The sequence below is a fragment of the Paenibacillus sp. PL2-23 genome (genome assembly GCF_040834005.1).
In the GTDB taxonomy this organism is placed as follows: Bacteria; Bacillota; Bacilli; order Paenibacillales; family Paenibacillaceae; genus Pristimantibacillus.
In genome coordinates, this window is record NZ_CP162129.1 from 2,499,058 (window position 1) to 2,513,894 (window position 14,837).

Annotated in this window: 15 protein-coding genes and 1 other annotated feature; of the genes, 10 read left to right on the top strand and 5 right to left on the bottom strand. The window is 56.6% G+C overall.

Annotation, left to right across the window (positions count from 1 at the left end; genetic code table 11):
* Positions 1-93 precede the first annotated feature (93 nt).
* Together AB1S56_RS10520 and AB1S56_RS10525 are read left to right on the top strand one after the other, a co-directional pair.
* Positions 94-1,191 carry a quinone-dependent dihydroorotate dehydrogenase gene (locus AB1S56_RS10520; RefSeq protein ID WP_340868023.1) on the top strand — a complete coding sequence of 366 codons (1,098 nt, stop codon included), beginning with the start codon at positions 94-96 and terminating at the stop codon, positions 1,189-1,191.
* Between the two features lie 17 nt (positions 1,192-1,208).
* Positions 1,209-2,015, top strand: coding sequence for a GTP pyrophosphokinase family protein (locus AB1S56_RS10525; RefSeq protein ID WP_340867922.1), 807 nt, complete (start codon positions 1,209-1,211; stop codon positions 2,013-2,015).
* Positions 2,016-2,153: 138 nt separating this feature from the next.
* Here the strand turns inward: AB1S56_RS10525 and AB1S56_RS10530 are convergent, their stop codons facing one another.
* Both AB1S56_RS10530 and AB1S56_RS10535 read right to left on the bottom strand, forming a co-directional pair.
* Positions 2,154-2,693 carry a PCYCGC motif-containing (lipo)protein gene (locus AB1S56_RS10530; RefSeq protein WP_340868022.1) on the bottom strand — a complete coding sequence of 180 codons (540 nt, stop codon included), beginning with the start codon at positions 2,691-2,693 and terminating at the stop codon, positions 2,154-2,156.
* A complete protein-coding gene (locus AB1S56_RS10535) occupies positions 2,693-3,232 on the bottom strand; it encodes a thioredoxin family protein (protein WP_340867920.1) in 540 nt (179 codons plus the stop codon). The genes AB1S56_RS10530 and AB1S56_RS10535 overlap by 1 nt, the downstream gene beginning before the upstream one ends.
* A gap of 120 nt (positions 3,233-3,352) precedes the next feature.
* On the opposite strand from AB1S56_RS10535, the gene AB1S56_RS10540 reads away from it, so the two are divergent.
* From AB1S56_RS10540 to AB1S56_RS10550, 3 genes are read left to right on the top strand one after another with little or no spacing between them, the layout of a single operon-like run.
* Complete coding sequence (locus AB1S56_RS10540; protein ID WP_340867919.1) at positions 3,353-4,882, top strand: RsmB/NOP family class I SAM-dependent RNA methyltransferase; 1,530 nt, start codon at positions 3,353-3,355, stop codon at positions 4,880-4,882.
* A gap of 1 nt (position 4,883) precedes the next feature.
* On the top strand, positions 4,884-5,678 hold the full coding sequence (locus AB1S56_RS10545; protein WP_340867918.1) for a pseudouridine synthase: 795 nt from the start codon (positions 4,884-4,886) through the stop codon (positions 5,676-5,678).
* Between the two features lie 34 nt (positions 5,679-5,712).
* Complete coding sequence (locus AB1S56_RS10550; RefSeq protein ID WP_340867917.1) at positions 5,713-6,510, top strand: Cof-type HAD-IIB family hydrolase; 798 nt, start codon at positions 5,713-5,715, stop codon at positions 6,508-6,510.
* Between the two features lie 79 nt (positions 6,511-6,589).
* Here the strand turns inward: AB1S56_RS10550 and AB1S56_RS10555 are convergent, their stop codons facing one another.
* Both AB1S56_RS10555 and AB1S56_RS10560 read right to left on the bottom strand, forming a co-directional pair.
* Complete coding sequence (locus AB1S56_RS10555; protein ID WP_340867916.1) at positions 6,590-6,679, bottom strand: YjcZ family sporulation protein; 90 nt, start codon at positions 6,677-6,679, stop codon at positions 6,590-6,592.
* 193 nt (positions 6,680-6,872) lie between these two features.
* Positions 6,873-8,519, bottom strand: a complete 1,647-nt coding sequence (locus tag AB1S56_RS10560; protein ID WP_340867915.1) for a DEAD/DEAH box helicase — start codon at positions 8,517-8,519, stop codon at positions 6,873-6,875.
* Positions 8,520-8,658: 139 nt separating this feature from the next.
* On the opposite strand from AB1S56_RS10560, the gene AB1S56_RS10565 reads away from it, so the two are divergent.
* From AB1S56_RS10565 to leuS, 4 genes are all read left to right on the top strand, one after another.
* Complete coding sequence (locus AB1S56_RS10565) at positions 8,659-8,844, top strand: YwbE family protein (protein ID WP_340868020.1); 186 nt, start codon at positions 8,659-8,661, stop codon at positions 8,842-8,844.
* Positions 8,845-8,882: 38 nt separating this feature from the next.
* Complete coding sequence (locus AB1S56_RS10570; protein WP_340867914.1) at positions 8,883-9,185, top strand: hypothetical protein; 303 nt, start codon at positions 8,883-8,885, stop codon at positions 9,183-9,185.
* 36 nt (positions 9,186-9,221) lie between these two features.
* Complete coding sequence (locus AB1S56_RS10575; RefSeq protein WP_340867913.1) at positions 9,222-10,004, top strand: GNAT family N-acetyltransferase; 783 nt, start codon at positions 9,222-9,224, stop codon at positions 10,002-10,004.
* Positions 10,005-10,412: 408 nt separating this feature from the next.
* Positions 10,413-10,643 (top strand) — a binding site (T-box leader).
* 64 nt (positions 10,644-10,707) lie between these two features.
* The gene (gene leuS / locus AB1S56_RS10580) at positions 10,708-13,146 is read left to right on the top strand and encodes a leucine--tRNA ligase (protein ID WP_340867911.1); all 2,439 of its coding nucleotides are present in this window, start codon (positions 10,708-10,710) and stop codon (positions 13,144-13,146) included.
* A 42-nt stretch (positions 13,147-13,188) separates the two neighbouring features.
* Here the strand turns inward: leuS and comER are convergent, their stop codons facing one another.
* Positions 13,189-14,028, bottom strand: a complete 840-nt coding sequence (gene comER / locus AB1S56_RS10585; RefSeq protein ID WP_340867909.1) for a late competence protein ComER — start codon at positions 14,026-14,028, stop codon at positions 13,189-13,191.
* 112 nt (positions 14,029-14,140) lie between these two features.
* On the opposite strand from comER, the gene AB1S56_RS10590 reads away from it, so the two are divergent.
* Positions 14,141-14,761: a helix-hairpin-helix domain-containing protein gene (locus tag AB1S56_RS10590; protein WP_340867908.1), complete on the top strand. Its 621-nt coding sequence runs from the start codon at positions 14,141-14,143 to the stop codon at positions 14,759-14,761.
* Positions 14,762-14,837 lie beyond the last annotated feature (76 nt).

Below are 14,837 nucleotides of genomic sequence, written 5' to 3' on the forward strand. Positions count from 1 at the left end.
AGAGCCCGCGCTGCCCTCGCGAGCTCTTTTCTTTTTGCCGCAAAAGGGATAAACTGTTCGATAGAGCATAATTATCGGAACGGAGTGAACATGTTGCTTTATACTTCTTTGTTAAAACCGCTATTATTCAAAATGGATGCGGAAAAGGCTCATCATCTGGTCATAGACGGATTGGCATCAGGAAGCCGGTTTCCTGGTATAACGGAGATTCTGAACACGATGTATGGCGTTCCCGAGTCGCCCGAGCTGCGCATGGAGGTGCTTGGCCTTCGCTTCCCGCACCCTGTCGGCCTGGCCGCGGGCCTGGACAAAAACGGGAAGGCGCCGGATGGCTTCTCCAGCATCGGCCTTGGCTTTGCGGAGGTTGGTACGGTCACGCCGAAGGGACAAGCGGGCAACGAGCTTCCAAGGCTGTTCAGACTGCCGCCGGACGAGGCGCTTATTAACCGGATGGGCTTCAACAATGAAGGAGCAGAAGCGATGGCGGCGTCGCTTGCGCAGCGCAAGATACATAGCATTCCTATCGCCGTTAATATCGGCAAAAATAAAACAACCCCAAATGAGCTGGCGCACGAGGACTACCAGGCATGCATTCGCATATTGTATGATTACGGAGACTTCTTTGTCGTCAATATCAGCTCCCCGAACACGCAGGGACTGCGCGATCTCCAGCACGGAGACGAGCTTCGCAAGCTGCTGGGAGCCGTCAAGGAGGAAGTGGATCGGCAGGCGGCCGCTCGCCAGGCGAAGCCCAAGCATGTGCTGGTCAAAATCGCGCCGGATATGTCGGATGATCAGCTGGAGCATACCGTGTCTACCATTATGGAGAGTGGCATTGCGGGCATAATCGCGACGAACACAACGCTGTCGCGCGAGGGCCTGACTCATGCTCATGCGGGAGAGATGGGCGGCTTAAGCGGCAAGCCGCTGCGCGAGCGGTCCACGGAGGTCATAAGAGCCGTATACCGGCAGACGGGCGGGCAGCTGCCAATCATTGGCTCTGGCGGCATTTTTACCGCGCAAGACGCATACGATAAAATTCGCGCGGGGGCAACGCTTGTTGAGGTGTATACCGCGCTTATCTACAAGGGACCCGAGCTGCTGAAGGAATTAACGAGCGGGCTGAAGGAGTGTTTGCGCAAGGACGGCTACCGACACATCGCTGAAGCAGTGGGTGCAGATCATCGTTAGAAACAGGAGGCGGCCGGATGGACGGACGAGACTGGGGACTTTTTTTGCAGCCGTATGAACAAGCGGTTGAAGAATTGAAGGTAAAATTCAAAACCATGCGCGTTGAGCTGAAGCTGAGGGAAGCCTACGCGCCCATTGAATTCGTTACAGGCAGGGTCAAGCGCATCTCCAGCATATTGGAGAAGGCGAAGCGGCTTGGCGTTGCATCGGATCAGCTGGACACAGGCATAGAGGATATTGCGGGCATCCGGATCATGTGCCAGTTCGTCGACGATATTCACCGCGTGGCGGGGTTGATACGCAGCCGCAAGGATCTGACGCTGGTCTACGAAAAGGATTATATTACGAACTACAAGGATAGCGGGTATCGGAGCTACCATATCATCGTCAAATATCCCGTGCAGACGGCACTCGGGTATACGGAGGTGCTGGCCGAAATTCAAATTCGCACGCTCGCGATGAATTTCTGGGCGACGATCGAGCATTCTTTAAATTATAAATTCAAGGAAAGCCTGCCGGAGGAAGTGAGGCTTCGGCTGAAGAAGGCGGCGGAAGCGGCGTTCCTGCTCGACAACGAGATGACCAGCATCCGGAAGGAAATTTTGGATGCCCAGACGGATTTCGAGGAGCAGTCCAATGTGGTATCCCGCGTGCTGAACGGCATTCAAGACTTGTATTTCCACCACCGGGTACGCGAAGCGGCGCAATTCCAGATGAAGTTCAACGAGCTGTTCGAGGTGGAGGATTATCCCGGCTTAAACGCATTGTCCAGCGATATCGCCGCATCCATCGCCAAGATGAGAAAGGGGCCGGCAAGCGACTAATGACGCCTTCCCGGTTCAACGGCTTCAAGCATGTGCCATATGAAAGGGCAAACCTCCGGCTGACCGCATCACTGCGGCTCACCGGAGGTTTGTTGTCCTGTTATGAGGTTATGAGGATGTCCCCATCGGGGCAGACGATTAGCTGCTGGGCAGGTTCGGCTTGTAATTCTCATTAATATAAGCCACGATTTGCTCTAGCGTCTTCCCTTGCTTGCTTAAGGCGATAACTTCCTCCAGCTCTTTCTTGCAGATGCCGCAGCCTGTGCTGTGATCCGTCCACATGATGCTGCCGTCAGCGTCCGGCAGCTCCGCCCAATAGCAGCGAAGGAGAGAGTCGTGGGGCTCGTCGATTTCGGTGCCCGCCATGCAGCCGCAATAACAGGGAATTTCGCTCAGCAGATGGGCGTGAGCATGCACTTCCGCGTACAAGTCGCTTGTCAGCCGTGTGTGATTGTCCAGGAAGGCGGGAAGGTCAGCCTCTGACGCCGTCTTCTCCCAGGTCTCCGAGCCGTGCAGATGCGAGGTGGATGTATCGTCGCCTGCCATGCCGCAGGCGGCCAAGAGCGTAATGATGGCAAACGCGAGCAGCATACCGTACATGATCGTTCTGGCGCCCCTGCCCGTATGCTGCTCCTCATGAGAGCTGGCAGCCTTAGAGGTGGCTTCGCTTTTCTTCATCACTTGGCATCAGCTCCATTGTGTTCCTCCAGAAACTCACGGAATTGTTGTACCGTGTTGCCTTGGGTCATGCCTTCCTTCCGAATGCCGCCCACGAGACGATCCGCCTCGACGCCGTCCTGAATGTAGAGGAGTGTGGGTGTGGAATCGATGTTCAGCTTGGCATTGTAAGCCGGGAATTCAAGCAGGTTGAACATGGGCAAATCGATATCCAGCTCCTCGGCCAGAGGGATCAGATGCGGCGTTGTATCCTTGCAATAAGAGCAGCTGGCGGAGAACATATAGACGAAAAAATCATCCTGGTCCTTCATCTTCTTATCTAATTCATCCGGCAATATGATATTCTGATATAGCGGGTCATCCAGCAAGATGCGGGTCGCAGGATTTAATTCCGAGGCTGGCATCTCGTAGAGCTTGTTCACGTTCATCTTGCCCAGGGCGAAGATGGCGCCGAACACGATGACAATGATGCCGATATACAGGAAGGGCATATACGATTTTTTCTTTTTGCGAGACGACGTTTGTTTTTTGTTATTCATCAACACTGTACCTCCGCTTGGATTAATGAGAGCAAGTCGCTTACTTTTTATTATATACCATAGGGGAGTAGGTTTGTACATGCGTGGCCAGCAAGCCGGCAGGAACAGCAGGAGGATAAGATGACCCAATTACCAGCCCTTTTTCTGCGGAAAATGGAAGAGCTGCTGCAGACGGAATTCCAAGCGTTTCTGGATTCCTATGCAGCGCCAAGAGTATACGGATTACGGGTTAATCCGCTCAAATTAAGTGCAAAGGACTGGCTGGCGCTTACGCCAATGGAGGAGCGAGTCAGGCCCATTCCGTGGGCGCCAAGCGGCTATTATTATACGGAGGAGGAGCGTCCCGGCAGGCATCCGCATTACCATGCCGGACTGTATTACATACAGGAGCCGAGCGCCATGCTGCCCGTGGAGCTGCTGGATGTGCAGCCCGGGCATCGAGTGCTTGACCTGTGCGCCGCTCCCGGCGGCAAGTCGACGCAAATCGCCGGCAAGCTGGGTGGACAAGGCATCCTGGTCAGCAATGACAACGCGTTCGAGCGCACCAAGCCGCTGGCCAAAAACATCGAGCTGCAGGGCGTCCGCAACGCGGTTGTTCTGAATGAGGAGCCTGGTTCGATCGCCCGTGTATTCCCGGCTTGGTTCGACCGGATTCTGGTGGATGCGCCATGCTCCGGCGAGGGGATGTTCCGCAAGGACGACAGTATGGCGGCCAGCTGGGAGAGCTATTCTGTGGAGCGCTGCGCGGCGATGCAAAGGGATATACTGGCGCAGGCGGCGACCATGCTGAAGCCGGGCGGACTGCTCGTCTATTCGACCTGTACGTTCAGTCCAGAGGAGAACGAAATGCAGATTGCAGACTTTCTGGCGAAGCGTCGCGATTTCTATATCGAGCCTGTCAGCCATACCGCTGGCGTCAGCGCCGGGCAGCCGGATTGGGTGGATGAAGCAACGGCGTATCAATTGGGTGCGGAGGGAACTGCCAGTCTGGCGGGGACCGTTCGATTATGGCCGCACAAGCTGGAGGGGGAAGGGCATTTCATTGCCGCTCTTCGGCGGAGCGGCGAGTCGACGCCCGAGACAGTGGCTGTTCGGTCCTCGCAGGAGCAGGAGCCGCCGCGAATGGCCAAGCTGAAGGGCGGCAAGCCTCGGGGGCCGGAGAAGCCGATGCGCGGAGGCAAACAAGCCGCTGCTGCCTTGCAGGAGCCGCCTGAAGCCACTTGGAAGCGGTTTGCGGAGCAGGAGCTTCGCTTGGGGCTGGAGGAGGAGTCGCAGCCCCTTGCCTTCGGCCATGCCGTCTATTTGCAGCCGAAGGGTGTGCCGCCGCTGGACGGCTTGAAGGTAATCAGAGCGGGCTGGCTCGCGGGAGAAGTGCGGAACGGGCGGTTCCAGCCCGCCCAGTCGCTTGCTCTTGGCCTGAAGCGGGAGGAAGCAGCGCGCAGCATCAGCTGGGGTGCCGATGCAGAGGAGACGGCACGATACTTGAAGGGCGAGACGTTATTCGTCCAGCCGGAGGAGCTGAAGCTTGCGGAGGGGGCTGCCGCCAAAGGCTATGTGCTGATCTGCGTGGACGGCTTTCCTGTAGGGTGGAGCAAATTTGTGGACGGCATGCTCAAAAACGAGCTTGCTGCAGGCTGGAGGCGTGTATAGGATGGCGGAGAGGATGCGAGTCGACAAGCTGCTGGCCCATATGGGCTTCGGCACGCGAAGTGAAATCAAAAAAGCGGTGAAGGGCGGCAAGGTAACCGTAGAAGGCAAGGTGGTGAAGGACAGCGGGTTCATTGTGGATCCATTCCTTCATACTGTCGCCTTCGATGGCGAGAGGGTTGTCTATCGCAACTTCATTTATCTGATGCTGAACAAGCCGCAGGGTGTCATATCCGCGACGGAGGATGGACGGGAGAGGACCGTTGTTGATTTGCTGAAGGCGGAGGACCGTCTGCTTCAGCCCTTCCCGGTAGGAAGGCTGGATAAGGATACCGTGGGCCTGCTGCTGCTGACGAATGACGGGCAGCTTGCGCATGAATTGCTGTCGCCCCGCATGCACGTGGATAAGACTTACGAGGCGTGGGTGCTTGGCAACGTTGGCCAAGCCGACGCTGAGGCGTTTGCCCAAGGCGTTCGCCTGGATGACGGCTATGTCACCATGCCTGCAGAGCTGACGGTATTAGAGAAGAGAACCGCAGAGGGAACGTCTTCGGATCCTGTCCTGCACGTAGAGGAGAAATCTTCGCTGTCGCTTATTCAACTGACGATTCGTGAAGGCAAGTTTCATCAGGTGAAGCGGATGTTCGAGTCGGTCGGCAAGAGGGTGCTTACGCTGAAGCGGCTCGCTATGGGCCCATTGGTGCTGGATGAGGGGCTGGGATTGGGTCAATATCGGGAGCTTACCCATGAAGAGGTAGAGCTGCTGCGGGGCCACAGAGGCAAGTCAAAGGCAGAATAGAGAGAAGGACAACTGGGGATAGGATGGTGCCATAATGAAGCTGAAATATGAACTGATTGCGCTGGATGTGGATGGAACGCTGCTGACGGACGAGCACAAGCTGCCTGCAGAAGTGAAGGAGGCGGTAAGGGAGGCAGCCGAGGCCGGGGCCCGGATTGTGCTCTGCACGGGCAGGGGACCGATGGGGGCGCTTCCTGTGCTTGATGAGCTGGGACTGGGCGGCGTGCTTATTGCGCATAACGGAGCAGTGACCGTCCGCTCGGAGACCAAGGAGGTTCTGTTCCAATACGATATTGACAAGGACAAGCTTGGCGAATTTATCGCTTATTGCAGGGAGCAAGGCGTGCATTATGACGTTAACACCGCCTTTGACATGCTCATTGAGCGAGTGACGGATGAAGCTAAAGCGATGTATGCCCACCATAAGGTTGTGCCGCTGGAGGCGAACTTCGATGAGGGGCTGCCGGATGGCCTGGTCAAATTTACGCTGTTCGGCTCCAAGGAGCAGATGGACTTCGTCCAGTCCCATTGGGAGAAGCGTCCTGCCCTGCTGCAGCTCATTCGCAGCGGCGATCTGTTCATCGACGTGCAGCATCCAGATGCCAGCAAAGGCACGGCGCTGAAGCAGCTGGCTGCCGAGCTGGGTGTCGAGCGGGAGCGTATTCTGGCCATCGGCAATTATTATAATGATATATCGATGCTGGAGTTCGCGGGGCTCGGGATCGCAATGAGCAACTCGCCTGACGCCGTCAAGCGCGCGGCTGACATACTGGCAGGCTCCAACAATGAAGGCGGCGTAGCGGAAGCGCTGCGAGAGCACGCCTGGGCGTAATATGTCGCACAATTATAAGAGGACAGAGAGGGCGCGCGGCCCCATCTGTCCTGTTCGTCATGGTGTAGGGTTTCGTTTATTACCAGAAAGTCTTCAGAATGATGACCAAAAGAATAAACAGAACCAGGATTACACCTGTCGTCGTGTAGCCTCCATGTACACCGGACATGCCAATTCCTCCTAGACTGTAATTTGCCGAAAGCGGGCCTGCAGGCCTTTGAGAGCTCCCCCGCCAATCGGTATACTCTATCTTATGTCAGCTGTCCCAAACGGTATGGACGCCTGCCCGATGAAGGGGGAATTGGGCGTCAAGAGGCCCGGCAAACCATTTGCCGGGCCTCTTGTTATATACATAGCTGCCGTTATTTGCTCCGGCCTTTGGAGCGGGGAGCCCCGCCTCCGGGCCGGCCGCCGCCACGCGCGCTGCCGCCGCCTGATCCGCCGGTATTGCGCGGGCCGCTGGTGCTGCGCGAGCTGCTTGCACTGCGCGGTCCGCCGGTCCCGCGTCCTCCGCCTTGGGAAGCGCCGCGCCCTTGTCCCGCCATTCGCGATTTCCCGGGACTCGCGTCATTGCGCTTGCCTGAGCGATCCGAGTCCTTGCCGCCTCCGCTTGTATATTTGTTGGCGAACATCAAATCCTCTTCGCTAATCTCCCACGGGTTGGACGATTTTTTCTTAGGCGCAGATGGTCCCTTAGCAGGCGCCTGTGCGCCGCGTCTGGAGCCTGGTCGCGCGGAGGCTGCTGCAGCCTGGTCCTGTCCTCTGCGTCCCGCAGCCTGGCTGCCGCCCCGGCTATTGGATTTGCCGCCTCGTGCAGCGCCGTCTCTGCCCCCTGAAGAACTGCGGCTGGAGGAGGCGGAAGAGCCCTTGCGTGTCCCGGATGAAAGTCCGCCTTCGCGGTCGATCGACTGATGCTCCAGACGGGCGTTGATGCTGCGCTCGATCGACGCGAGCTTGGAAGCGTCGTAAGGCGTGGCCAGCGTAACCGCCATGCCGGATTGTCCAGCTCGTCCGGTTCTGCCAATACGGTGAATATAGCTTTCGCCGTCAAGCGGCATATCGTAGTTGTACACATGCGTAACGCCTTCAACGTCCAGTCCGCGGGCGGCAACATCCGTCGCCACTAGAACCTGAAGCTTAGCTTCGCGGAATCTCTTCATCACCTGCTCGCGTTTCGCCTGGGTCAGGTCGCCGTGCAGCTCATCCGATTCGAAGCCGGCGTCTTGCAGCGCTTCGTTCAGCTTCTTGGCGCGTACCTTCGTCCGGCAAAAGATGACGGCCAGATAGGGGCTGTGCTGCTCCAGCAGCTGAATCAGCGCCCGCTGCTTGCCGCGGTCTGTCGTATCAATAACAAGCTGCTGAATGCTGTCGAGCGTCACGTTCGTGCTTCGGATCTGCACATCCTCCGGCTCGTTCATATACGCGGAGGCAAGTCTGCGAATGGCATCCGGCATCGTCGCGGAGAGAAGCATCGTCTGGCGCGCTCGCGGCGTCTGTGTTATGATGCTCTCCACCTCGGGGAGGAAGCCCATATGCAGCATTTGGTCCGCCTCATCCAGCACAAGCATAGACAGCTTGCCTAAGCTCACCGTGCCTCGCGTCATATGGTCGATGAGACGCCCAGGCGTCGCTACAACGATGTGCGGGGCGCGCTGCAGCTTGCGAATTTGCGCTTCGACATCCTGACCGCCATAAGCGGCAAGCACGTTCGCCTCGAAGGCCGGAGCGAGCTTCTTCAGCTCCATCGTGATCTGAATGGCCAGCTCGCGTGTTGGCGTCAGAATGAGCGCCTGCACCTGCTCCTTCTGCGTCTGGATACGCTCCAGAATCGGGAGCGCGAAGGCCAGAGTTTTGCCCGTGCCGGTCTGCGCCTGCGCGATGACGTCGTGCCCTTTCATTAATATAGGTATGGTCTGGCGCTGAACCGGAGTCGGCTCGCTGATTCCGTTCATTCTCAATAATTCGTTCAGCTCCTGGGATATGCCGAGAGCTAGAAAGGCGTTAGACATGCTTGAAATTCCTCTTTTCCTATGTTCATATGAAAGTAAGTATAACAGTTGTTGGCGGCATGTGCATCTTCGATATGCATATGCTATGCTTGTATCCAGCATCTAGGAGAAGAGGTATGAGGATATGAGCGGTAACGGAATGAATAGGGCCGACATTGCGCCGGGCAAGGAAGTGAACATCGTGCTGAAGGCAGACCAGAGAACGGGCAAGCTGACGCGCGGCATAGTCAAGGATATTTTGACCAATTCACCCCGCCACCCCCATGGGATCAAAGTGAGGCTGCAGGACGGCCAAGTAGGGCGCGTCAAAGATATATTGTCGTAGCCGCGCATGGAACGGCTTGTATATAGGGGGCGGTGAGCGTGGCTTTTGGCATTAACCGTACAGAGCTGAAGGAGTGGAAGGCGGCAGTCGCGAGAGGCGAGATCGCCTACCTGACACATTATTGGCTGGACCCGCGATTCCCTGGCATTCGCACGGTGACCAAGGTAGGCTGCAGCGATCTAGAGAAGCTGGCGGCTTGGTGCAGGGGGAACGGTCTGAATCCGGCTTATATTCATAAGAGAGAGCAATATCCGCACTTTGATCTGATTGGCGACAAGCAAGCGGATATTTTGAGAAAAGAAGGGCTGTATCGTCACATAGAGCGGTTCCATATGCAATAAACGCTTGGGAGAGCGGGAGACGGGGAGTGCTGAAGGATGGATTTGGCCAAAAGAATCGAGGAAATGAGCTTAAACGGCTGGCCTGCGCTGCAGACCATATTGTATGACGGCTGGCTGCTGCGGCTCGCGAACGGTTATACCAAACGCTCCAATTCGGTGCATCCCATCTATGCGCATACGTATGACCTGGAGCAAAAAATCGCTTATTGTGAAAGCTTTTATGCTTCGCACGGACTGCCCAGTGTTTTCAAGGTTACGCCGTTTGCCCAGCCCGGGAATCTCGACGCGAAGCTGGAGGAGCTGGGCTATGAGCTCGTGGATCATACAATCGTCAAAACAGCCTCGCTCGAGAACATCCGACCTTCCCATTATGAAGAATTCAAGCTTGAGACGGAGCTTAGTCCTGAATGGCTGGCTGCGCTGGCCGGCATGCAAGGGTTAAGCGAGAGCCAGCAGGAGACGACCCGCCGCATGATGGAGGGGCTGCCGCTTCAGAAGGCATTCGTCCTGCTTCGCAGCCAAGGGGTCCCTGTGGCCTGCGGCATCGTCGTGCTGGAGCAGGGCTACGGGGGTCTGTACGATATTGTGACGGAGAGCCGGCATCGCGGTCAAGGCTTCGGCGAGGAGGTGGTCCGTCATCTGCTGTGGTGGGCCAGAGGGCAGGGGGCTCGTAAGGGCTATTTGCTGGTTGTAAAAAGCAACGCCGCGGCGAACCGCCTCTATGATAAATTCGGATATCAGCCCTTATACGAATATTGGTACCGGGTAAAACGGCAAGGGGGTAGCTCCTCCGCCAAACGCCCGCTTCAGGGCAAATAGACGTATGTGGCACGTCTATTTTCTTCAAACCGTCTGTCTCAGCACAAATAGACGTATGTGGCACGTCTATTTCCTCAAACCACCTACCTCAGCACAAATAGACGTATGTGGCACGTCTATTTTGTCCAAACCGTCTGCCGCAGCACAAATAGACGTATGTGGCACGTCAATTTCCTACAAACCGCCTGCCTCAGGGCAAATAGACGTATGTGACACGTCTATTTCCGCCAGACCGCTTACCTCAGCACATTTGCCGGAAGGCGGCGCTGGGTGCGATAGCGACACCACGTGTCGCTGTAGAGCGCCAGAACGCGGCGCTGGGTGCGGTAGCGACACCTCATGGCGCTGTCCGCGCTTGACATGACGGCGATGAAGCTACTATAATCGTGTATAAATGTTTGACCATAAATGGAAGCTTGGAAGAGGAACAGTACTTGCGACGTGGAGGCCTAGAGAGCCGGCGATTGGTGGAAGCCGGACCTGACGCGTGAGGAAGCTCGCCTTGGAGCTGTGCGTGCACCGGTAAGCTGGGGAAGCGCAACGTCTCGTCCGCGATAAGGACGTCAAGTGAGCGCAGGGCAAAGCATGTCTGGCGCTAACTAGGGTGGTACCACGGGAGATTGACCTCTCGTCCCTAGCGTTAATCCGCTGGGGGCGGGAGGTTTATTGTTTTTTTTGCAGAGTGAATGAGGAGGAATTAGTTATGAGTCAGGAGCAGCAGCGCCACGGCTATAATCCGCTGGAGATCGAGCCGAAATGGCAGCAACACTGGGATGCCAATAAGACGTTCCAGACAAAAGAGGAGCCGAATAAACCTAAGTTTTACGCCCTGGATATGTTCCCATATCCATCCGGAGCGGGGCTGCACGTCGGCCATCCAGAGGGTTATACCGCAACAGATATCGTATCCCGCTACAAGCGCATGAAGGGCTTCAACGTCCTGCACCCGATGGGGTGGGACGCGTTCGGCTTGCCGGCTGAGCAGCACGCGCTGGATACGGGCCAGCATCCCAGAGACATCACGTTCAAAAATATCGATAACTTCCGCCGCCAGATCAAATCGCTTGGCTTCTCGTACGACTGGGATCGCGAGTTCAGCACAACCGACCCGGATTATTACAAGTGGACGCAGTGGATTTTTATCCAGCTGTACAAACGCGGTCTTGCCTATGTTGCTGAGGTGCCGGTGAACTGGTGTCCCGCGCTTGGCACGGTGCTTGCGAACGAGGAAGTCATCGATGGCAAAAGCGAGCGGGGCGGACATCCCGTCATCCGCAAGCCGATGCGCCAATGGATTCTGAAGATTACGGAATATGCGGATAGATTGCTGGAGGATCTGGAGGAGCTGGACTGGTCCGAAAGCATCAAGGATATGCAGCGGAACTGGATCGGCAAATCGACCGGCGCCGAGGTGACCTTCGACATCGAAGGCCATGACGCTTCGCTGGTGGTGTTCACAACCCGTCCTGATACGCTGTTCGGGGCTACGTATTGTGTGCTGGCGCCGGAGCATGAGCTGGTGGCAAGCATTACAACAGCGGATCAGAAGGCTGCCGTGGAGGCTTACCAGGACGCCGCGGCACGGAAGAGCGATCTGGAGCGCACGGATCTTGCCAAGGATAAAACAGGCGTGTTCACAGGCGCGTATGCGATTAATCCCGTCAACGGCGCCAAAACGCCGATCTGGATCGCGGATTATGTGCTGGCAGGCTACGGCACAGGCGCGATTATGGCTGTACCGGGCCATGACTCGAGAGACTATGAATTCGCCAAGCAGTTCGACCTGCCTATCATTGAGGTCGTGCAAGGCGGAGACTTGTCCAAGGAAGCATTCACGGGCGACGGTCCGCATGTCAATTCCGACTTCCTGAATGGCTTGTCCAATGAAGCCGCTATTCAGGCGATGATCCAGCGTCTTAAGGAGATTGGCAAAGGCAAGGCTAAAGTAACCTATCGTCTGCGCGACTGGCTGTTCAGCCGTCAACGGTATTGGGGCGAGCCGATCCCGATTCTGCATCTGGAGGACGGCACGATGAAGCCGGTGCCAGAGGAGCAATTGCCGCTCCGGCTGCCTGACGTGGACGCGATTAAGCCGTCCGGAACAGGCGAGTCACCGCTGGCGAACGTGACGGAGTGGGTCAATACGGTTGATCCGGAGACAGGCATGAAGGCGCGTCGCGAGACAAACACCATGCCGCAATGGGCGGGCAGCTGCTGGTACTACCTGCGGTTTATCGACCCGAAAAACGCTAATGAAATTTGTTCGCCGGAGAAGCAGAAGGAATGGCTGCCGGTTGACCTGTATATTGGCGGTGCGGAGCACGCGGTGCTTCACCTGCTGTACGCTCGCTTCTGGCACAAGGTGCTGTACGACATCGGCGTTGTGCATACGAAGGAGCCCTTCCACAAGCTGGTGAACCAAGGCATGATTCTTGGCACGAACAATGAGAAGATGTCGAAGTCGCGCGGCAACGTCATTAACCCGGATGACATCGTCAACGAGTTCGGCGCGGATACGCTTCGTATGTACGAAATGTTTATGGGCCCGCTGGAGGCAACTAAGCCATGGAACACGAACGGAGTGGAAGGCACGTACCGATTCCTCTCCCGCGTATGGCGCCTCTTCGTGAACGAGGACGGCACGCTCAGCGCCAAGATTGGCGACGGTGAGACGACAGACGCGTTCAAGCGTGTATGGCACCGTTCCATCAAGAAGATTTCGGACGATTACGAGAACCTGCGTTTCAACACGGTCATCAGCCAGCTGATGATTTTTGTGAACGAGGCTTATAAGACGGACTCGCTTCCCAAAGAAGCGATGGCGCAGTTCCTGCAGATGCTGTCGCCGATCGCGCCGCATATCACGGAAGAGCTGTGGGAGAAGCTTGGTTACTCCGAGACGATTACGTATTCGGCATGGCCAGCGTATGAGGAGGCTTGGACAGTCGACCAAGAGGTTGAAATCGTTGTCCAGGTGAACGGCAAAATCGTGGAGCGCGTATCCATCGCGGCTGATACGAACGAGGCCGACATGGAGGCGCTTGCGAAGGAGCTCGAGAAGGTGCAGGAGCTGATCGCGGGCAAAACGATTCGCAAGGTCATTGCGGTCAAAGGCAAGCTGGTTAATATTGTAGCCAATTAATTGGCAGCCCGAAGAGGTGGGCGGACATTAGCTGAAGAACAGCTATTGGCCGTTCACCTCTTCGCCGTAAAATGCGGTTGTGACCTTAATCAGATCTTCCTTGTACTTGTCATGCGTGGTGCGAATGAGCGCGTTGAACACGCCGTCCGTATCCCGGCTGAGCAGCTGAAGCGCTTTGGCGGTAATGCCGCCGGGCACCGCGACGCGCTGCTGGATTTCCTCCGGCGTCATTCTTCCCTCTGTCAGCAGCAGGCCGGTGCCCAGCAGCATGTTGCTGGCTACCTTCACCGCTTGGCTGCGCGGGATACCGGTTTCTTCAACGGCGGCGTCAATAAATTGCTGCAGCAAAAATGCCATAAAAGCAGGTCCGCAGCTGGACAGATCGGATACGACGCGCGTGTAGCCCTCCGCGATGCGAAGCGGCTCGCTGATATGAGTAAACAGCGACTCCAGCCGTTTTTTGTCCTTCTCCTCCATGCTGTCTCCGTAGATGCAGAGGGAAACACCGCTCCACACCCTGTTTGTGATGCTGGGTATGATTTTGGCGATTTTGCAAGGCAGCTCGCCCTCCAGATGAGAGACGAGAACGGGGCTCGTAATGGACACGACGATCTGCTCCGGTCTGATGGCCGGCTTGATGTCCTCCACGACATCAATAAATTCGTGAGGCTTCACGCACAAGAACAGGATGTCGCTCCCGCAAGCCGTCGCCGCATTTGTATATTCGGCCCTCATGCCGGGATACCGGTCGGCTAACGCCTGCGCCTTGGCGTAAGTGCGGTTGCTGACCGCGATCTCCGCTGGCGACAGGGCGCCGGATGCCAGGAACGCTTCAATTAATAAGGTCCCCATCGAGCCTGTGCCGATAAATCCTACATTCATGATAAGACCTCCCATACTGGCGTGCTCGAATGCTGTGCTCTTACATCCTATTCCGCGGGACTTGTTTCATATGTCATGAATTACCAATCTTTTTGTGGAGGAGGGGGTAGGCATGTATACACGTTATAGCAGCTCTCACAGAAGCTCGAAGAACTTCATCATTATGGCTGGCTTGATTGGCGGCGCCGTGCTGCTGCTGGTCGCTGCTATCCTTGGAGGCGGGAAGGAAGAGGGGGAGATGAGCGGCTGGATGCCGCTGAATGAAGCGGTAGAAGAGAAGCTGCAGGCATACGCAGCTAAGGCTTCAGAATCGACAGCCCATGAAACGTCCGCAAAGGAGCGGGACGGGGGGACGGAGCTGCCGAAGATGGGAGAAGGCGCGACTACGGGAACGAACGGCTCATCCGGGGCTGCGAATTCTCCGGAAGCTTCCAGCTCATCCCCGGCGGGTCAAGCTTCGCAATCGGAGACGTTGGAGGGAGACGGGAGTCAGTCGGAGGCTGCCGCTCCTGCGACTGCAAGCCAAGAGGCTTCGGGCAAGCTGGATATTAACCGGGCTACAGCCGAGCAGCTGGACGAACTGAAGGGTATTGGACCGGCGAAGGCGAAGGCCATTGTGGAGGACCGCGAGCGACATGGAGGGTTTGCCAGCATTGAAGACTTGCTGAGGGTTAAGGGCATTGGGGAAAAACTTTTTGCCGAATTGAAAGAAAGCGTTGTCGCTCTGCCGTAAATGTGAGAGAATGTCAACAAGTATACATATCATGATAGATTCCAGGCGCAGCCTGGAATCTGCCAAGGAGGAGCTT